This is a genomic window from Flavobacterium sp. P21, from assembly GCF_050632225.1.
Classification (GTDB): domain Bacteria; phylum Bacteroidota; class Bacteroidia; order Flavobacteriales; family Flavobacteriaceae; genus Flavobacterium.
The window spans coordinates 1027592-1047753 of sequence record NZ_CP192585.1 but is presented as its reverse complement, the minus strand read 5'-3'; the positions used below and the strand labels follow the sequence as shown (position 1 = coordinate 1047753).

Here is a 20162-nt window from a genome sequence, read left to right as displayed (position 1 = left end):
ATTATTTCAAATGAAAAATCAAAGTGTAAAAAATAATATTGACTGGATAAGCGTCTTTATCTACATCACGTTAGTTGTATTAGGGTGGCTGAACATTTATTCATCTTCATTATTATCTACAGAAGGAACGTATCAAAAACAGCTTATTTTTATTGGCTGTACCATTCCGTTGATTTTTGTAGTTCTTTTTGTTGATGGAAAATTTTATGAAAAATATGCCAGTATCATATTTGTGGTTTCACTTTTATCTCTGGCAGGATTGTTCCTTTTTGGAAAAACTATTGCCGGACAAAGATGCTGGTATGCCATTGGAGGATTTACCTTGCAACCATCCGAATTTGCAAAAGTCGCCACATCGCTTGCACTGGCAAAATACCTGAGCGACACACAAATCAACCTTAAAGATGTCAATAGGCAAATACAAGCTTTAGCAATTGTATTCTTACCTGTAATGCTTATTTTACCGCAACCAGACCCAGGAAGTGCCTTGATTTATAGTATTTTTATAATTGTTTTGTACAGAGAAGGACTGCCTTCATGGTATGTTTGGACTGGTTTTATTACCATTTTATTATTCGTATTGACATTAGTTCTCGAACCTTATGTTGTTATTATTCTAGCCGCAGTTGTTCTTGCAATTATACATTTCAAAGGCCGCGTTGTTGACAGAAATTTATTAATGAGCACTATTCTTTTAGCCATTATTTCTGCTTTTGTCTTCTCTGTAGATTATGTATTTGACCACGTTTTCAAACAGCACCACAGAGACCGTTTCAATATTTTGCTTGGTAAAACTGTCGACATGAAAGGTATTGGGTACAATACTAACCAATCTGAAATTGCAATTGGATCTGGAGGATGGCTTGGAAAAGGCTTTTTACAAGGAACACAAACAAAAGGGGGATTTGTACCAGAACAACATACCGATTATATTTTTACAACCGTTGGTGAAGAATGGGGATTTGTTGGCTCATTAGTCGTAATAGCACTTTTTGTTGGCTTGTTCTTAAGAGTAATTTATTTGGCAGAAAGACAAAAAACTAAATTTAGCCGTGTTTATGGTTATTGCGTGGCCGGAATTTTGTTCATACACTTCTTTGTAAATATTGCAATGGTTATTGGTATTTTCCCGACTATCGGGGTTCCATTGCCGTTCTTTTCTTATGGAGGTTCCGGACTCTGGGGATTCACAATCTTGCTGTTTATCTTCCTAAAAATGGATGCCAATAAAGTGAATGAATGGTAGATTTAAATTCCAAATCTTAAAGTGCCAAATTCCAAATCACTATCGAATTTCATCTTAATTATTGATTCAAAATAATTTCATTCATTGCTAACTGATGAATGAATTCCAACAAAAAAGTCCGAAGCTAAAACTTCGGACTTTTTGTTTTTATTTATTTCTGATTATATCTTTTCTCCGCTTGTTCTTTTTTTGATAAGCTTTAAGAAAACCGGGAAAGTTGATACAATTATAATTCCTATTACAATTACCTCAATATGCTCTTTCAAATCAATTCCATGCTCTAAAAACACTCCGTATAAATAATGTCCAGAAAAGATTAATACAAAAGACCACAAAAATGAGCTCAAAACATTATAGAACATAAATTTCTTTTTATCCATAGAAACTATTCCTGCAATGATTGGCGCGAAAGTTCTAAATATTGGAAGAAAACGAGCGTAAATAATTGCTTTTCCACCATACTTTTCGAAGAAGTCTTTAGATTGAAGCAGGTATTTTTTCTTGAACCAAAAAGTATCTTCTTTTTTAAATAAATAATAACCGCTTTTTGCCCCAAACCAATATCCAGTCATGTTTCCAAAAACCCCCATTACAGCCACTAAAGTTGAAAGGATAAAAACATTGATAAAATCACTCGGAATAGAAACCACATTTTCGATTAAGTCACGGCTGTAAATTCCTGATAAAAAAGCAAGCTGTCACCAGGAAGAAAGAAACCAGCAAAAAGCCCAGTTTCGGCAAAAACAATAAACAGCACAATGTATAAACCAATTTGAAAACCACCGATACTTAAAGTAATATAAAATTCGGGGTTGACTAATTGAGTCCAATCAAAATTATTCATAAAAATGGTTTGGTTATACTTAATTTAAGTTTGTGAAAGTAACAATAATTTAGTTCAACCACAATAAAATGCGGTATTTTAAAGATAAATTAACTATTAAAAAAGCCTCAAGAAATAATCCCGAGGCTCTTACTATTGTTATTCTCTTACATATTTACAACAGCTGTGCAAGTTATCATAATCTGTTTGAGTGGCTTTCACTTCTTTAGTATCGTGTCCTACCTTTGCAATTGCATTATTCAAATCGGCTGGAGATGATTTTTCTTCATTTAAAATTACTGACAGTTGGTGTGAAGCAATATCCCAATTTGCCGTTTTTACTCCTGGAACGCTAAACGCCGCTTTTTCAATACGTTTCTTACATTGCTCGCAATTTCCGTTTACTTCTACAGTATATTTTAAGTTTTTATTCTTTTTAGTTTGAGCTTGTCCTGAAAATCCCAAAAACCCAATTATTGCTATTAAAATTAATTTTTTCATTTTGTCTAAATATTAAAATTTGATATTGTTATTGTTATTGATATTGTTATTGTTATTGATATTGTTATTTTATTTTAAATCGTAATCCCGCATAATACATTTGTCCAAAAATTGGAGCATACGCTATAGAAGCATCAAAATTTGGTCCAAATGGATCATCAGCTCCTAAAATTGCTTTTTTCTGTTTATAGTTTCCAATGTTTTCTCCGCCAATATACACTTCAAAAACATCTGAAAAAACTCTCGTTACCTGCGCATTCATAACTGCATAGGCAGGAGAAAAATTAGGAAACTGATCTTCAGCAGGATTTGATGCTGTATAAGGCAATTGCTGACTTCCTGTCCAGTTGAAAGTGTAATCAAACTTCCATTGTTTTCCATTATCAGAAGCTGTTTCATATTCTAAATTTCCGAGAAAACGATGCTTTGCCTGCAACGGACGCTGGAATGTTCCTCGTAAATAATCTGTCTGGATATCATAGTATTTATAAGCGGTTCTCAAATTCAGATTATGAATCAACTCATAATTAAATTCGACTTGAAGACTATTTGCAAACGAACTTCCTTTTAGATCATAAAATAAAACTTGTTGCGGACTTTGCATTAAATCAACAACAGCTTGGTTTTGAAAATCAGTTCGGTAGAAATCAAATCCTGCTTCAGCATTTTTATTAAAAAGCTTGAACTTTTGCGAAAAGCTGATTCCATAATTCCACGCAATCTCAGGATTCAAGCCATATACTTTTCCGTTTGTATCCAAAATTGAAAACGTTCTAGAACTAGCAAATAGCTGTTGGTTCTCGGCAAAAATATTAGCCGAACGCTTTCCTCTTCCGGCAGAAAAACGAAGAACACCATTTTTCCAAGGATTGTATCTCATGTGCAAACGAGGTGTTACAAAAAAGCCCAATCGATTATGATTATCTACCCTTCCGCCTAAAATCAAACTGAAATTATCTGTGTTGTCATAGGTATATTCAAAGAATGCTCCAACCGAATTATCAATTCGGCTGTAATCGACAACATTCACAAACTCCTGATATTGATCGTACGTAAAATTCAATCCGGTCGTAAATTTATGCATCGTGTTGTTTATTATCGAATTGAAAATCAAATTCGAATAAAAACTATTCTGCTTGATGTCATACAAATTCAGTCCAAAATAAGAATTTTGATTGTGACTGTTGAAGGCATTTTGAAAACCAATACTTTGATAAGGCATATCTTTAAAAACATATCCTATTTTTGTTGAAACATCAAAACGCTCTGTGTTGATTTCTGAACCCCAATGATTTGTAGTTCCGCGATCACGATCTTTGTCAAAATCAACTTCACCTGTCTGCTTTTTATCATTCATATATCTGAAATTGATAAAACTCACCAAACCACTTTCGGGATCATAATATTGATATCTATTCAAAATATTGATTTGTTTCCCCAGCGGATTATCCAGAAAACCATCATTATTCATGTCATTTTTGGCCACACGCGTATTTCCGTGTACAAAAAGACTTGTCGCCCATTTGTCAGATAATTTTTTATTGAAATGAGTATTTAGCTCAAAACGCGCATCTGTTGAACCGTAAGCATTTAAGAAAAATGGAATATCGCTTAAAGGTTTTAAAAGTTCAGTATTGATTTGTCCCGAAATACTTTCGTAACCATTTATAACACTCCCCGCTCCTTTTGTAATTTGAACACTTTCGATCCAAGTTCCTGGCGTAAATGATAATCCGTAAGCTTGCGAAGCGCCACGAACCGATGGAATATTTTCCTCAGTAATCATTAAATACGGACTTGTAAGACCTAACATTTTTATTTGTTTGGTTCCCGTTAAAGCATCCGAAAAATTGACATCTATAGAAGGATTTGTTTCAAAACTTTCGGCCAAATTACAACATGCCGCTTTTAGCAGTTCTTTACTCGTAATAACAGATGTATTGGATGTAAGTGTATAGGATTTCTTAATTCCTTTTTGCTTTTTAGTGACTTTTACTTCCTGCAAATCTTCCTGCGAAAAAGCAGTTACAGACAGCAAAATCATGCTAAAAAGCATAATATTTTTGTGCATATAAATAATTTTAATGTTATTAGAAAAGCTGTTTTTTTTTGATTCTTTAAAAAAAACAAACAGCAACTTTCAAGCACGAAAAAACGGCTTGATTCTAAACATTAAAATCAGGAATAAAAAATGTATTGATTGTATAACTTGTAGAAAGGAGGCGCATTCGCATCAGAATAATACGAAGTTATTTGATTGCTTTTAAAATTTGGAATAGATAAAAAAACAATGGTTTTATATTCCTGGATTACAGCCGGAAAATCAAACTGGAAAAAGAATATTTTAAAAGTAGCATTATCGGATTTTTTCTCAATATGAACTACTTTGTCTTTGCAACAAGAAGATTTTTTTCTTGCTCTCCACAACATTTTTTTCTGGAGAAGCTTTTGCCGATGTATTTAAAGATACAGAAGCGATTTCGCCTCCGCAATAATGCACATCAAAAGCGAACCCAATGTTGGAAACCAACAATAGGAAAGCCAAAAATAATCCTGTGCACTTTTTTAGATTCATACTGCAAAACTATTCAAAAAGACTGAGAAAAATATTTAATGATTTGTTATTTTTTAAAATTTTGTTGTTGATAATAAAATGCTGGAATAAACAAAAGAACAAATATGGGTTGAATTATAAATCTTCGAACGTAAAAAAGAAGCCAATTCGCATTTGGAAAACAATTCAAAATCACAAAAAACAGCACAAAAAGAATCACTCCGAAAAAGACATATAAAAAGAAACTGAATTTAAAAATATCAACATCTCTAAACAGCACATAAATCAAAGACAGAGAAAGGATTGTGTTCAAAAAATATCGAAAAAAAGCCCATAGAACAACTTAAAAGATTCTATTTCAGGATAAGGCAAATTTTTAAAATCTTTCTCAAAATATTCCAAAAAAGGATCATAAAACAGACTGTTTTCAAATGCTCGAATAATTCCAAAACATATTACGATACAAACTGAAATCAGGATTTTGAATTTATGTTCCAATAATTTATTTAGCATATTTCGAAAATTTATTGACCCAAATAACCCATAAAAGAAAAACCAGTCCGTAAATAATCAACGGGAATAAAACACCGTGCAAAAAATGCTCCTTTTCTGGATATTTAAATAGCAAAATTGTTAAAAACATAATACGAAAAACGTTCAAAACATAAATGAAAAGTGTCCCGGATAGAATGAACAATAAAGTCGTCTTGAGTTTTCCTGAAAAAGCGATTATAAACGAAATGAACAAAATAATGACACTTACGGCATTACATCCTTCGACAATTCGAATTGTATATTTATTATTGTACCAAACTTCTAAAGAAGGCTGGGAAAGGCTTTTAACTATATTGATATCACAATTAAAAAACGACATTAGTCGCTCGACATTTTTCCCAACTATTCTTGAAATTCCATCAATATCAATTGGGTCAAAACTGTTCAAATAGAATTTATAAATTATTGTCAGTAAAATATAAGCGGAGAAAAAAGTGCCTATAAAAATCAAGAAAGGTTTAAATTGTGCTAAATATTTTTTCAACGGAATTTTTTTTCAAATTTATGTATTTTTTAAGTCAGGCTTTAAATACTTTTGTATAAAATTTATTTATCATGACTTTTCAAGAATTACAACCAAAAATAAGCGCTATTGTTGCTGATACAAACATAGTTAGAGACGAAAAATTATTAGCAATCTGTCAATTGTTAAACAAAAATGTAGAATACTACAACTGGGTTGGTTTTTATTTTGCCAATCACGAAAACAAAACCCTTCATTTAGGGCCTTACGTAGGTGCTGAAACTGACCATACTGTTATTCCGTTTGGAAAAGGAATCTGCGGACAAGTTGCAGAAAGCAATGCCAATTTTGTAGTGCCAGATGTTAAAGCACAAGACAACTATATTGCCTGCAGTTTGACTGTAAAATCAGAAATCGTTGTGCCTTTATTTGTAAACGGAATAAACATTGGTCAAATTGACATTGACAGCCACGTTATTGATCCTTTTACAGAAGCTGATGAAAGATTTTTAGAATTTGTGAATCAAGAGGTTGCTAAATTATTTTAGAAATCCTATTTTTATTAGCGAAAATAGAATTGAATGAAAAAATGTGCCTTATTATTATTCTACTTCGTAATTTCAGCTAATCTTTCGGCACAAATCAATATGGTCTCGAAAAAATTTTTCTTGACTCATTAAATCGCGAAACTACTTCTCCTGATTATAGTTATATGAGGGTAATTACCAACTATTCTCAAAAAAGTGTCCGATATGTTGTAACCGATTTTTACAAAAATGGCAGAAAAAAATGACCGGCGCAACTTTAGATAGAGATATTTTAAAAAAAGACGGAGAGTTTATTTACTATTATAAAAACGGAGCAAAAGAATCGGTTGTGAATTATGTTGACGATCATAAATCCGGCAAAGAAATCAACTGGTACGAGAACCAAAGCAAGAAATGCGAAAAAAATCATACTTGGGATCCTAAAACAAAGAGATCCCAAACTTTGATTCTTAATTTCTGGACTAAAGAGGGAGAACAAACCGTAATTGACGGGAATGGAGAATATGAAGAAACGGATGGATTTATAACTCAAAAAGGAGACCTAAAGAACGGTTTGAAACAAGGTGTTTGGCAAGGAAATGATTTTGTTCATAAAATTTCATTTACTGAAAATTACAACAAAGGAATCTTAATCTCAGGAGTAAGTATAAATGAAAACAATACAAAATACTCGTATTCTTCTATAAACGAAAGAATAGCCTCCAAAAAAATGCCTTCCAATCATTAAAAACGAATTTATTTGACCTTATTTTAAGATTCTTCTATTTTTGTTTGATTCTTTTGTTTTTTTAATCTAATTTTGCACCCGTCTTACAAAAGTTGTATTGACATACATAAAAATCATTAAATAATATTGGAATGTATTTAACTAAAGAAAAGAAAGAAGAGATTTTCGCACAACACGGTGGTGCAACAAACACTGGAAGCGCAGAAGGTCAAATTGCATTGTTCACTTACAGAATTTCTCACTTAACTGAACACTTGAAAAAAATCGTCACGATTACAACACTGAGCGTTCTCTTGTACTATTAGTAGGTAAAAGAAGAGCTTTGTTGGATTACTTGAAAAAGAAAGATATCAACAGATATCGTGAGATCATTAAAGTATTGAATATCAGAAAATAATCAATATAGAAAAGAGGTGCGAAAGTGCCTCTTTTTGTTTTTACATTACTGCTATTTATAATAAGCATATTACAAGAAAAAAGTTTGGTTTTTCATTGGGTTTTAGATAACAACAACTACACACAACAACAACTACAACACAACTAAAACCCATTGTATAATCAAAAAGGAAAAAATTTATGATTCCACAATTATTTGTAGAAAAGATCGATTTAGGTGATGGAAGAAGCATCACAATCGAGACAGGACGTTTAGCTAAACAAGCTGATGGTTCTGTAGTAGTTAGAATGGGCGACACTATGATTCTTGCAACGGCAGTTTCAGCTCGCACATCAAATCCAGGCGTTGATTTTTTACCATTAACGGTAGATTACCGCGAAAAATTTGCGTGCAGCAGGTCGTTTCCCAGGAGGTTTCTTTAAAAGAGAAGCACGTCCAAGCGACAGCGAAGTATTAACAATGAGATTAGTTGACCGTGTATTACGTCCGCTTTTCCCAGACGATTACCATGCTGAAACACAAGTTATGATTCAGTTAATGTCTCATGACGAAGAAGTTATGCCAGATGCTTTAGCTGGTTTAGCGACATCTGCGGCATTAGCCGTTTCAGACATTCCATTTTACAACTTGATTTCTGAAGTACGTGTAGCGCGTATCGACGGAAAATTAGTGATCAATCCAAGCAGAGAAGAATTAGAAAAATCTGACATCGATATGATGATTGGTGCTTCTATGGATTCTGTAGCGATGGTTGAAGGTGAGATGAAAGAAATCTCAGAAGCTGAAATGATCGAAGCAATTAAATTTGCTCACGAGGCTATCAAAGTTCAAATTCAGGCTCAATACCGTTTACAAGAAGCTTTTGGTAAAAAAGAAATTCGTACTTACGAAGGTGAGAAAGAAAACGAAGAAATTTACAAAAAAGTAAAAGAAGCGGCTTACGATAAAATTTATGCTATTGCAAAAGTTGGTTCAGCTAAACACGAAAGAGGCGCCGCATTTGCTGAAGTAAAAGAAGAAGTAAAAGCCTTATTTACTGAAGAAGAATTAGCAGACTGATGGAGATTTAGTTTCTAAGTATTTCTACAAAACAAACAAAGAAGCTGTTCGTAACGTTGTTTTAGAATTAGGCGTTCGTTTAGATGGTAGAAAAACTACAGATATCAGACCAATCTGGTGTGAAACGGATTACTTGCCAAGAGTTCACGGTTCATCTTTATTTACACGTGGAGAAACTCAAGCTTTGGCTACAGTAACTTTAGGAACTTCTAGAGAAGCTAACCAAATCGATTCTCCATCTGAGCAAGGTGAAGAGAAATTCTACTTACACTATAACTTCCCTCCTTTCTCAACTGGTGAAGCAAAACCATTAAGAGGAACTTCAAGAAGAGAAGTTGGTCACGGTAACTTAGCTCAAAGAGCTTTAAAAAATATGATTCCTGCAGATTGTCCTTATACAATTCGTGTTGTTTCTGAAGTTTTAGAATCTAATGGTTCTTCTTCTATGGCAACAGTTTGTGCTGGAACAATGGCTCTTATGGATGCTGGAGTTCAAATGGTAAAACCAGTTTCTGGTATTGCTATGGGATTAATTACTGATGGAGATAAATTTGCTGTATTGTCTGATATTTTAGGTGATGAAGATCACTTAGGAGATATGGACTTTAAAGTAACTGGAACTGCTGACGGTATTACGGCTTGCCAAATGGATATCAAAATCGAAGGATTGCGTTACGATATTATGGAACAAGCCCTAGCTCAAGCTCGTGATGGACGTTTGCACATTTTAGGAAAATTAACTGAAACTATCGCAACTCCAAGAGCAGATGTTAAAGCTCATGCACCAAAAATCATTACTAGAACTATTCCTGGAAACTTTATTGGAGCGTTAATTGGACCTGGAGGAAAAGTAATTCAAGAATTACAAAAAGCTACTGGAACTACTATCGTAATCAATGAAGTTGATGAACAAGGAGTTGTTGAAATCTTAGGAACTGATCCAGAAGGCATCAAAACTGTATTGGCTAAAATTGACGCTTTAACTTTCAAGCCTCAAATGGGAGAAGCTTACGAAGTTAAAGTAATCAAAATGCTAGATTTTGGAGCTGTAGTTGAATATACTGCGGCGCCAGGAAACGAAGTATTACTTCACGTATCTGAACTAGCTTGGGAACGCACAGAAAACGTTGCTGATGTAGTTAAAATGGGAGATGTTTTCCAAGTGAAATACCTAGGAATCGACCCTAAAACTAAAAAAGAAAAAGTGTCTAAAAAAGCGCTTGTTCCAAGACCTCCACGTGAGGAGAAAAAGAGTAATCAGATCTTAGTTTACTAAAGGTTTATTCATAGGAAACCCCAATTCATTTAGTTGAATTGGGGTTTTTCGTTTTTTACATTCTTCTCAACTTAAAATCATACCGTTAAAACACTAAACTACAACGTTTTCAGAAAACAGATTATAGCTCAAATAATGTTGTTGGTTTAAAAATCAATGTTGTTGGTTTAATTTATTTTTAAAAAGAAACACATTAACATAGTTTTATATAGAAAATAACTACACAAAAACTAAACTATTGATGAAAAAGGGTATTGCATGGCCAAGAATTAAAACAATATTATTTACTATTGTCTCTTTTAAATTGAAATTCTACTGCAAAAACCTACAATTGAAAACCGCTAACTACTCAACAATAATTTTCATTCTGCTGTCTTTTTCAACCAATAGCTTTTCTCAAACTAATGAAAAAAGAGGTCTCCAATTATTTGGACAAAACAATTGGAGAAGAGATTTTAAACATCAATAACGGCAAAATTCATAGTGATCCTTATAATTTAAAAAACAGCCATAATTATTATTTAAATAAAAACTTTGTCAAAGGATCTGTTTTTTATGATAATCAATTATATGAAAACATCCTGATAAAGTATGACATATACAAAGATCAACTTGTTAAATCCTTTGAGAACAACAGTGCATTCGGCATAACTCTTATAAATGAAAAAACAGATTATTTTTTAATTGGAGATAAACGATTTGTCAATATTGACAATAAATTCAAATACCCTAAAACCATCACTGGTTTCTTTGAAGAAAAATATTTAGGCAAAAACATTTCCTTATATATTAAGTATTTTAAAACTGCAAAAGAAACCATTATTGAAACTACTTTATATACCGAATTCAAAGAAGATATTGATTACCAAATTCTTTATAATTCAAAATTTACATCTGTAAATACACAAAAAGAAATCGTCACAACATTTCCTCAACTAAAAAAAGAAATAAAAGATTTTTACAAAAAAATAAAATTCTGGAACAGACAAATCCATACCAATTCAAAGCAGATTTGATAAAATTTATTGACAACAATTTATAAGCTCTATTCCAAAATCTAAATGAAAAAGCATCTTATCCTCTATTTTTTTATTTTTCTACCAATCTTTCTTTTTTCACAAGAAAAAAATATTTCTGTACAATATTCAAATGTAACTCGAAAAAAAGCTATTGAAATAGTTGAAAAAAACACTTCTCTTCATTTCTATTTTGAGGACCAATGGTTAGCTGATAATGAGCTTATTTCGGGAGACTTCAAGAATACATCTATTACAATAGTTTTAGATGCCATTTTTAACAATACAACCATCAATTACCTTATTGACGGAAACAATATTATTCTAAGCAATGGCCTTTTAATATCAAACACTATAACAGAAGAATATTTTAAGAATGCCGACAAAATAAACGTCTACAAAACTCCGAATTCACAAATTGTTCCCATTTACAACAAGCAATATTTGAATGATTCTAAGAAAGATTCAGATTCAATTATTTCCCTCGGAAAACAATCATTGATAAATGCTTCTCAGACTTATACCCTGTCTGGTTACATCAAAGACAGAATTTCAGGAAAACCAGAGTATAATATTACTGTAAAAGTAAAGGACAAAGATATAAGTACAACAACTGATGAAAACGGTTATTATAGTTTTAGAGTTCCGGCTGGCATCAACATAATCGAAACACAATCTATCAAACATGAATCTAAGATTAAAAGAATTGTACTTTACAGCAATGGAAAAGTTGATTTTAATTTAGATGAAAATGTAAATGCGCTTAAGGAGGTTGTCATCGAAAATAAGAGAACAAAAAATACAACCTCAGCAGTTGCAGGTCTCACAAGTATCAATATCGAAAACATTAAAAATGTACCTTTAATTTTGGGTGAAAGAGATATTTTTAAAGTTGCAACAACGCTTCCTGGGATAAAAACAGCAGGAGAAGGTTCTGCAGGCTTTAATGTTCGTGGAGGAAAAGATGATCAAAACTTGTTTTTACTCGACAATGCTTCATTATACAATCCATCGCACTTTTTAGGTTTCTTTTCTTCTGTAAATCCATTTACAACAAAATCGGCTGATATATACAAAGGAAGTATTCCTGCAGAGTTTGGAGGTCGTCTTTCTTCTGTTTTTGACATTAAATCTAAAAATGGAAACACCGAAAAAGTTTCTGGCGAAGCTGGAATTGGCCCGGTAATGAGCAATGTTACACTTGAAATTCCTGTTGTAAAAGGAAAATCAAGCTTGGTATTTGGTGGCAGAGCAAGCTATTCTGATTGGATTTTGAAAGCCATCAAAGATCCTGAACTCGACAATAGCCAAGCTTCTTTTTATGATTTGCTTTTGAAGTACAATCATAAAATCTCAAAAAAAGATGATCTCGAAACCTCTCTATATTACAGTCATGATAAATACAGCATCAATTCAGACTCTATTTATAAATACAGCAATTTATTGGCAACAGTAAAATGGGATCATGATTTCAATGCAAAAAATAAATCTTCATTGATTGTTACTAATAGCCAATATAAATTCAACATCGATTACGATTCTCAACCTGAAAAATCATTTGATTATGGTTATAAGATCAATGAAACTCAGTTTGTTTTTAAAATGAAGTATGCCCTGAATGAGAAGCATTTATTTAATTATGGCATTAGCAGTAAAATTTACAATGTTAATCCAGGTTTTCTAGAACCAACGAATGGTGATTCTCAAATTAAAAACAAAACTTTAGAAAAGGAAAAAGCCTTAGAGTCGGCTTTGTTTTTTACTGAAAATTACAAGGTCAATGATAAACTTTTAATTAATTTAGGTTTGCGTTATTCTTATTATGCCGCACTTGGCCCTTCTACTCAAAACATTTATCAAGACGGCCTTCCTAAATCTGAAAGAACCGTTGTTGATACTAAAACGTATTCAAATAATGAATCTATAAAAACGTATGGAGGTTTTGAACCTAGAATTTCTGCTCGTTATTTTATACTTCCTGATTTATCTATAAAAGCAAGTTTTGACAGAACGTACCAATACATGCATTTACTGTCAACCAATACGACTCAATCTCCAATGGATGTCTGGAAACTTTCGGATTTAAATACTGAACCTCAATCTTCCAATCAATTTTCATTAGGACTTTTCAAAAATATAATTGAAAAATCATTGGAACTGAGCATTGAAGGTTATTACAAACGTTCAAAAAATATTTTAGATTATAAAGTTGGTGCCGAATTATTTTTGAACGAAAACATAGAAACTGAACTTCTTCAAGGAGAAGGAAAAGCTTACGGAGTTGAATTTCTGATCAAAAAAGAAAAAGGGAATTTTAATGGCTGGCTGAGCTATACCTATTCCAGAGCCTTAATAAAACTGGACAGTAAGTTTGACTCAGAAAAAATAAATAACGGCCAATATTTCCCAACAAATTATGACAAACCACATGATTTTAGCGCTATTTTAAATTATAAATTCACCAAGAGATACAGTTTATCAACTAATTTTGTTTATCAAACTGGCAGGCCTGTCACTTTCCCAATTGGTTCTTATGATTTTGCTGGAGAGAATTTTACATTGTACAGCAACCGCAATCAATATAGAATTCCAGATTATTACAGATTAGATATCGGTCTTAATTTTGAAGGAAATCACAAAATAAAAAAACTCGCTCATAGCTTCTGGAATCTTTCTGTCTATAATGTTCTTGGAAGAAACAATCCTTATAATGTTTATTTTGTTACTGAAGATAAAAAAATCAAAGCTTATAAAACATCGATTTTTTCTGTTCCGATTCCGACAATTACGTATAATATAAAATTTTAATTCATTTATCTCGTCAATATGAATTTATCTATAATCAAAAAAACGGTATTAACCCTTTTTGCGACTGCAATTTTATCCAGTTGCACGGAACAATACATCTATCAAAATCAAGACTTTGAAGATGCAATGACTGTTGAAGCTACATTAACAAACGAATTAAAATTTCAGGAAATAAAAATTGGAAGAACTAGAGTTCTTAATGACACCGTGAAAGTTCCTGAATCTGGAGCTGACGTTACTGTTATTGACAGCGATAAAAATGTATTTCACTTTGACGAAAAAGATGGGAAATATATTTCTGAAAACGAATTTAAAGCAGAACCCAATAAAAGCTATCAATTAAAAATAACAACTAAATCTGGGAAATCATATGTTTCTTCACCACAAGTTTTAACTACACTAAATACTATTGATCTAGAAACAACAGTCTCAGACAAAGATGGAATTCGAGGTATCCAGGTAAGCGTTACTAGTTTTGATCCAACAAATACTTCCAAATATTATCGCTATGAATATGAAGAAACCTATAAAATAATAACGCCGCATCCTATTGAAACACGTATTAATTTAGTAAAACAAAATGGATACTATAGCTATGTAAAAGTTCCTGCGCCACCTAACATTCAGACTTGTTTTACCACAAAACACTCGACGGGAATCAGACAAACCAATACGACCGATTTGACTGAAGATCGTGTAAAATATCCTATTCGTTTTATTGCCGACACAGATTACATGCTAACAAATCGTTACAGCATTATGGTTTCTCAATATACACAAAGTCAAGCGACTTATGATTATTATTATACATCCAAAAAAATGGTTGATTCAGGAGAATTATTATCTCCAAATCAACCTGGATATGTAGTTGGGAACATCAAATCAACAACAGATTCAAATGAAAAAGTAGTTGGTTATTTTGAAGTGGCTTCGGTCGCTAAAAAAGAATCTTTTTTAGTTTCAAAGATTTTTTCCCCTCAGAAAAACCAACCGAGTATTTTACAACTTGCAATGCCAGGCTCTACTATTTTTATGAGCTCGAACAAAATGATTATGACATAATTAAAACGCACGATTATATTGGAGATGGTCCAGGAATGGTTCCTTCGGGATTCTATATGGTTGAAAAAGAATGCGGCGATTGTACAACATTTTCTTCTAACATAATACCTTCATTTTGGGAAAATTAAAAATCAAATTAGCTTTTCTACTGTTATTGGTAAATTTCACTTTTAACGGTAATGCTCAAACTAATACCTTTTTGGGTACAGAATCTGTATTAGTTAAAACCAACACCTCAACAGTCTTAACTGGCGAAACACTATACTATCAATTATACTGTTTAAATAAAACAAATGTATTTTCAGATATCAGTGAGGTTGCTTATCTAGAAGTAATTAATAATCATAAGGAAAGTGTGTTTAAAACTAAAATTAGTTTAAAAAATGGAATTGGATCTGGCGATTATTTCATCCCAACAACATTAACAACAGGAAATTACAAACTTATTGCCTATACGAGCTGGATGTTAAACAACAATCAAAATAACTTTTTTGAAAAAGATTTTACCATTATAAATCCATTTGAAGAACATATCAATATGGTTATTGATAGCACTTCTAAGAAACTTGACGTTTATAAAAACGAACCAAAAAACACATCTGAAAACATTCCTTTAAGCCTTGACAAAGAAAAATATTCAAAAAGACAAAAAGCGATACTTACATTGCCAAAAACATTGGAGAGAGGAAAGTATTTTTTAAATATCAGAAAAATAGATTTTATTCCTACATACTCAAATAATGAAACCATTAATACTGATATAAATTTAAAACAAAACATAAAAATACTTCCAGAAACAAGAGGCGAAATTATAACCGGAATTATAACTGCGAAAGCCGCAAACTCCGATATAAGTTCTAAAATAGTTACACTTTCCATTCCTGGAAAAAATTTCATTTTCAAGACAGCCAAAACAAATCGCGACGGAAAATTTATTTTTTTGATAGACAAACAAACCAATATATCAGACAGTTATGTGCAACTATCAGAATCTGACAGAGAAAATTATACTATTACAATAGACAAAACACCAAGTCCGGATTTATCAAATTTAATTTTCTCCAATAAGACATCAATTTCTAGTAAAAACTTAAAAGCGATTCAAGAGCGTTCCTTGGCATCGCAGGTAGAAAACGTTTATTTTTCACAAAAAAAAGATAGTCTTATTGAAGCTACCAATACAAATTTCTTTTTTCAACCTACCGAGAAAAAATACAATCTAGATGATTTTGAAAGGTTTAGAACATTTAAAGAAACAATAATAGAAATTGTTACGGAACTCAATTTTAAAGATTACAATCAAATTCCTGCGCTCTTTTTAAGAGACATCAAATACAATATAACACAATCGCCTGAACCTTGCCTAGTTTTGGTCGATGGACTACAAATTCAGAATATAAATGCTTTGCTTAATTACAATGCTTTTCAAATTGAAAGCATTAGCGTTGTTGACAGACCCTATTGTTATGGTCCTAAAATATTCAACGGGATTGTTAGTATCGCGACAAAGAATAAAGATTTTGCGACTATTTATTCTGATAAAAATATTTTAAAAACGACAATCTTAAGGCCAGAAGCTACAAAAGTCTATTTTGAACCAAAATACGAAACTGCTAATACACGTAGCCGAGTTCCTGATTATAGACATCAATTGCTTTGGAAACCTAATATAACTCTTAATAGTAGCGAAATAACTATCCCATTCTATACCTCTGATATTTCTGGAGATTATGAAATCATCTTGGAAGGGCTTACTGAAACAGGGAATTATGCCCATTTTTACAAAACATTCAAAATTGAATAAACCCATAAAACTTCTTAGTCAAAACCCCAATTCAATTAAATGAATTGGGGTTTTTCATTTCTTTTCAACACGAAAAAATCAATTCTGATATTTAGATTTGTTTCAAAAAAACCAAATTTGCTTAAACAAAAAATAGAAAAAATATTACATTTTAACAGACTCAAGTGTCATTTGTAACTTTTTTTTATACTTTTGAAATTAACCAAAACAAATTCAAAAATCCACCAATCCTTTGAAAAATTACCAAAAAAAGAATATCTTATTCATAGTATTTGGATTATTCTTAAACATTCTATCGATCTATAGCCAAAACAACAGCAATAATACATCCATTCAAAATCTGTTTGATAAAACTATTGGAAATGAAAACCTGGCTATATATAACGGTCCTCGTTATGTAAATCAATACAGATCTTTAGACAATACACACTGTTATTTTTTATCTGGCAATTATAGTTCTGGAATTCTTGACTATCAAAACCAGACATACAATAATGTCGATTTAAAATATGACATTCACAATGATATTTTAGTTTTAAAACCAATTGGAAAATTTGACTACCTAGGCATTAATACGATAAAACAAAATGTTGCCAGTTTTAAAATTTACGACAAGAAATTCATTAACATCAATTATAATAATCCTTCATGCCCTGTTTTCATGAATGGATATTATCAGGAAATCCTTTTTTCTGAAGCAATTGCACTTTATATCAAACACCATAAAAACAGATCAACTGTAATCGACCACAGATCAATTGCAGACGGAATTACAAATTCTACAACGGATTCATTTTCAGAAAAAATGAGTTTGTATTAAAATACAAAAACACTTTTTATCAAATAGCGTCGAAGAATGATCTCATCAAAATTTTCCCCGAATACAAAAACAAGATAAAAAATTATTACAGCAATAATTATCGGCTAGAAGAATCAGACAACAAAGTTTTTATTGAAAATCTAATTAAAGAAATCAGCAATTTACGCGCCACTGAATCGAATTAAAAATGAGAAAAACTATACTTACCATCTTTTTATTAGCTTTTTGCACATTAATATTCGGTCAGGAAAAAAGCAATAAAATCTCCATTGAATTCAAGAATGCTGATTTAAAGACAGCTTTAGAAAACATTGAAAAAGCAACAAATTATAAATTTTATTTTGATGAAAATTGGCTTAAAAGCGAGCCTGTTTTAATCAACAAAACGTACAACAATGTTTCCATTGAAGATTTATTGCGTGATCTTTTTGAAAAAACGACTTTAAATTATTTCATAAGCAATAATGTCATAATCCTGACCAAAAGCAGTACAATTCACACTTCACTGCCTGATGATTATTTTGACAAGACGACGCCTCAACCTGAAAAACCATCAGCAAAACCTGTATTTCATCAGCAATACGATACCATAACGCGAAATCGAAATGTTTCGGGAATTGTATATATTGGCAAAGAAAAAAAGGAGCAGAACTAAAATCATACACACTTTCTGGTTCTGTAAAAAATGGCAAGACAAAAAATATTCTTTCTAATGCAACTGTAAGAGTTCGCGGAAAAAACAGCAGTACTGTTACAGATAATGACGGAAATTACAAAATCACTGTTCCCTACGGCCTTAATTATATTGACATAGAACTAGTCAATCATAGAAAAACCACCGAAACCGTAATGATGTACGATGATGGAAAACTTGATGTATTTCTCGATGAAAGTTTTAACGAATTAGATGAAGTCGTGGTTAAGACCAGCGCAAACAAAAATGTAAAAGATGTTATAGCTGGAGTTTCTACAATTGATGTCGAAAAAATAAAAAACATTCCGCTAGTTCTAGGCGAAAGAGATATTTTTAGAGTGGCAACTACTTTGCCTGGAATCAAAACAACTGGAGAAGGTTCGGCGGGATTTAATGTGAGAGGAGGAAAAGACGACCAAAACCTAATTCTTTTAGACAATGCCGTTCTTTACAACACATCACATTTCTTGGGCTTTTTCTCTGCCGTAAATCCTTATACAACAAGCAAAGTTGATATTTATAAAGGAAGCATTCCTGCAAGATTTGGAGGAAGATTATCTTCTGTTTTTGATATCGCTTCTAAAAACGGTAATCCTGAAAAATTCTCAGGTGAAGGCGGAATTGGATCGGTGACAAGCAATCTTGCTATTGGTGCTCCAATTATAAAAAACAAAGCTAGTGTTTTGGTTGGATTCAGAACTACGTATTCAGACTGGATTTTAAAGAAACTAGACAATGAAGATTTAAAAAACAGTCAAGCGACCTTTTTTGATGGCATTATAAAATACAACCACAAGATAAATCCTAAAAACAATATTGAATCAACATTATACTACAGCAAGGATCGTTTTAGCATTTCTTCTGATTCTGTTTATAAATACAGCAATGCATTAGTTTCATTAAAATGGAATCATGCCTTCAGCGAAAAAACCAAAGCCGATTTTATCTTGACAAATAGTAATTACAAATTCAATATTGATTTTGACAACGGAACTCCTGATTCCTTTAATTATGGATACAAATTAAATGACACTCAATTTATTGCCAATTTCAATTATTCACTGAATTCTAAGCACGCTTTTAATTACGGTATTTCGAGCAAACTATATAATGTTGATCCAGGCTATCTTAATCCGAAAAGCCCTCAATCGACAATTATTCCTGTTCAAATTGAGAGTGAAAAAGCATTAGAATCTGCAGTATATTTTTCGGACAACTACAATATAAGCGAGAAAATCTTAGTGAATCTTGGGCTTCGTTATTCTACTTATTCGGCATTGGGAGAATCAACACAACGTGTTTATCAACCAAATGCTCCAGTGAATGACAATACTGTAATTGGCACAAATTATTATAAAAAAACGAAGTCATCAAAACCTACGGCGGATTTGAGCCAAGAATCGCCCTACGTTATTTGTTTAATGATGATTTCTCTGTAAAAGCAAGCTTCGACAAAACTTATCAGTACATACATTTACTAACAAACAACACAACACAATCTCCTACAGATGCATGGAAATTATCTGATTTGAATATTGAGCCACAAGAAGCTAGACAATATTCTTTAGGATTTTACAAAAACCTTAAAGATGACGAATTAGAATTAAGTGTCGAAGGATACTTTAAAAAATCAAAGAATCTTTTAGATTATAAAGTAGGTTCTGATTTAATGCTGAATGAAAACACAGAAACCCAGCTTTTGCAAGGTGAAGGAAAAGCATACGGAATTGAATTTTTAGTCAAAAAAATATCGGAAAACTTAATGGCTGGCTTGGATATACCTATGCGCGAACTTTTATTAGAGTAAAC

At 32.0% G+C, this 20162-nt stretch carries 14 protein-coding genes and 5 pseudogenes; 13 read left to right on the top strand and 6 right to left on the bottom strand.

What is annotated here, in order from left to right; all coding sequences use genetic code 11:
• Positions 1 to 10: 10 nt before the first annotated feature.
• Positions 11 to 1246 (top strand): rod shape-determining protein RodA, encoded by a 1236-nt coding sequence (gene rodA, locus ACQ9BO_RS05135; RefSeq protein WP_431243885.1) that lies wholly within the window; start codon positions 11 to 13, stop codon positions 1244 to 1246.
• 161 nt (positions 1247 to 1407) lie between these two features.
• Here the strand turns inward: rodA and ACQ9BO_RS05130 are convergent.
• The 6 genes and pseudogenes from ACQ9BO_RS05130 to xrtF all read right to left on the bottom strand — a co-directional run bounded on the left by ACQ9BO_RS05130 (position 1408) and on the right by xrtF (position 6163).
• A pseudogene (locus ACQ9BO_RS05130) lies at positions 1408 to 2090 on the bottom strand (DedA family protein).
• Positions 2091 to 2228: 138 nt separating this feature from the next.
• Positions 2229 to 2570 (bottom strand): heavy-metal-associated domain-containing protein, encoded by a 342-nt coding sequence (locus ACQ9BO_RS05125; RefSeq protein WP_431243884.1) that lies wholly within the window; start codon positions 2568 to 2570, stop codon positions 2229 to 2231.
• A gap of 64 nt (positions 2571 to 2634) precedes the next feature.
• Entirely contained in the window at positions 2635 to 4641 is a 2007-nt protein-coding gene (locus ACQ9BO_RS05120) for a TonB-dependent receptor plug domain-containing protein (protein WP_431243883.1), read from the bottom strand.
• 107 nt (positions 4642 to 4748) lie between these two features.
• A pseudogene (locus ACQ9BO_RS05115) lies at positions 4749 to 5145 on the bottom strand (HYC_CC_PP family protein).
• A gap of 46 nt (positions 5146 to 5191) precedes the next feature.
• Positions 5192 to 5637, bottom strand: a pseudogene (locus ACQ9BO_RS05110) (exosortase F system-associated membrane protein).
• A complete protein-coding gene (xrtF, locus tag ACQ9BO_RS05105; RefSeq protein ID WP_431243882.1) occupies positions 5627 to 6163 on the bottom strand; it encodes an exosortase family protein XrtF in 537 nt (178 codons plus the stop codon). The pseudogene ACQ9BO_RS05110 and the gene xrtF overlap by 11 nt, the downstream one beginning before the upstream one ends.
• Before the next feature lie 71 nt (positions 6164 to 6234).
• On the opposite strand from xrtF, the gene ACQ9BO_RS05100 reads away from it, so the two are divergent.
• The 12 genes and pseudogenes from ACQ9BO_RS05100 (at position 6235) to ACQ9BO_RS05045 (ending at position 20160) form a co-directional block, all read left to right on the top strand.
• Positions 6235 to 6690: a GAF domain-containing protein gene (locus ACQ9BO_RS05100; protein ID WP_431243881.1), complete on the top strand. Its 456-nt coding sequence runs from the start codon at positions 6235 to 6237 to the stop codon at positions 6688 to 6690.
• A 241-nt stretch (positions 6691 to 6931) separates the two neighbouring features.
• Positions 6932 to 7417 (top strand): hypothetical protein, encoded by a 486-nt coding sequence (locus ACQ9BO_RS05095; protein ID WP_431243880.1) that lies wholly within the window; start codon positions 6932 to 6934, stop codon positions 7415 to 7417.
• 131 nt (positions 7418 to 7548) lie between these two features.
• Positions 7549 to 7814 (top strand): annotated as a pseudogene (gene rpsO / locus ACQ9BO_RS05090) (30S ribosomal protein S15).
• Between the two features lie 179 nt (positions 7815 to 7993).
• Positions 7994 to 10149: pseudogene (locus ACQ9BO_RS05085) on the top strand (polyribonucleotide nucleotidyltransferase).
• Between the two features lie 404 nt (positions 10150 to 10553).
• Positions 10554 to 11165, top strand: a complete 612-nt coding sequence (locus ACQ9BO_RS05080) for a hypothetical protein (RefSeq protein ID WP_431243879.1) — start codon at positions 10554 to 10556, stop codon at positions 11163 to 11165.
• A gap of 45 nt (positions 11166 to 11210) precedes the next feature.
• Positions 11211 to 13973, top strand: coding sequence for a TonB-dependent receptor (locus ACQ9BO_RS05075; RefSeq protein ID WP_431243878.1), 2763 nt, complete (start codon positions 11211 to 11213; stop codon positions 13971 to 13973).
• An 18-nt stretch (positions 13974 to 13991) separates the two neighbouring features.
• Positions 13992 to 15035 (top strand): DUF4249 domain-containing protein, encoded by a 1044-nt coding sequence (locus ACQ9BO_RS05070; protein WP_431243877.1) that lies wholly within the window; start codon positions 13992 to 13994, stop codon positions 15033 to 15035.
• A gap of 115 nt (positions 15036 to 15150) precedes the next feature.
• On the top strand, positions 15151 to 16839 hold the full coding sequence (locus tag ACQ9BO_RS05065) for a hypothetical protein (RefSeq protein WP_431243876.1): 1689 nt from the start codon (positions 15151 to 15153) through the stop codon (positions 16837 to 16839).
• Between the two features lie 232 nt (positions 16840 to 17071).
• Positions 17072 to 17659: a hypothetical protein gene (locus ACQ9BO_RS05060; protein WP_431243875.1), complete on the top strand. Its 588-nt coding sequence runs from the start codon at positions 17072 to 17074 to the stop codon at positions 17657 to 17659.
• A gap of 187 nt (positions 17660 to 17846) precedes the next feature.
• Positions 17847 to 18314: a hypothetical protein gene (locus ACQ9BO_RS05055; RefSeq protein WP_431243874.1), complete on the top strand. Its 468-nt coding sequence runs from the start codon at positions 17847 to 17849 to the stop codon at positions 18312 to 18314.
• Positions 18212 to 19792: a TonB-dependent receptor gene (locus tag ACQ9BO_RS05050; protein ID WP_431245072.1), complete on the top strand. Its 1581-nt coding sequence runs from the start codon at positions 18212 to 18214 to the stop codon at positions 19790 to 19792. The genes ACQ9BO_RS05055 and ACQ9BO_RS05050 overlap by 103 nt, the downstream gene beginning before the upstream one ends.
• On the top strand, positions 19768 to 20160 hold the full coding sequence (locus ACQ9BO_RS05045) for a TonB-dependent receptor domain-containing protein (protein WP_431243873.1): 393 nt from the start codon (positions 19768 to 19770) through the stop codon (positions 20158 to 20160). Before ACQ9BO_RS05050 ends, ACQ9BO_RS05045 begins: the two co-directional genes overlap by 25 nt.
• The last annotated feature ends 2 nt before the right edge of the window (positions 20161 to 20162 follow it).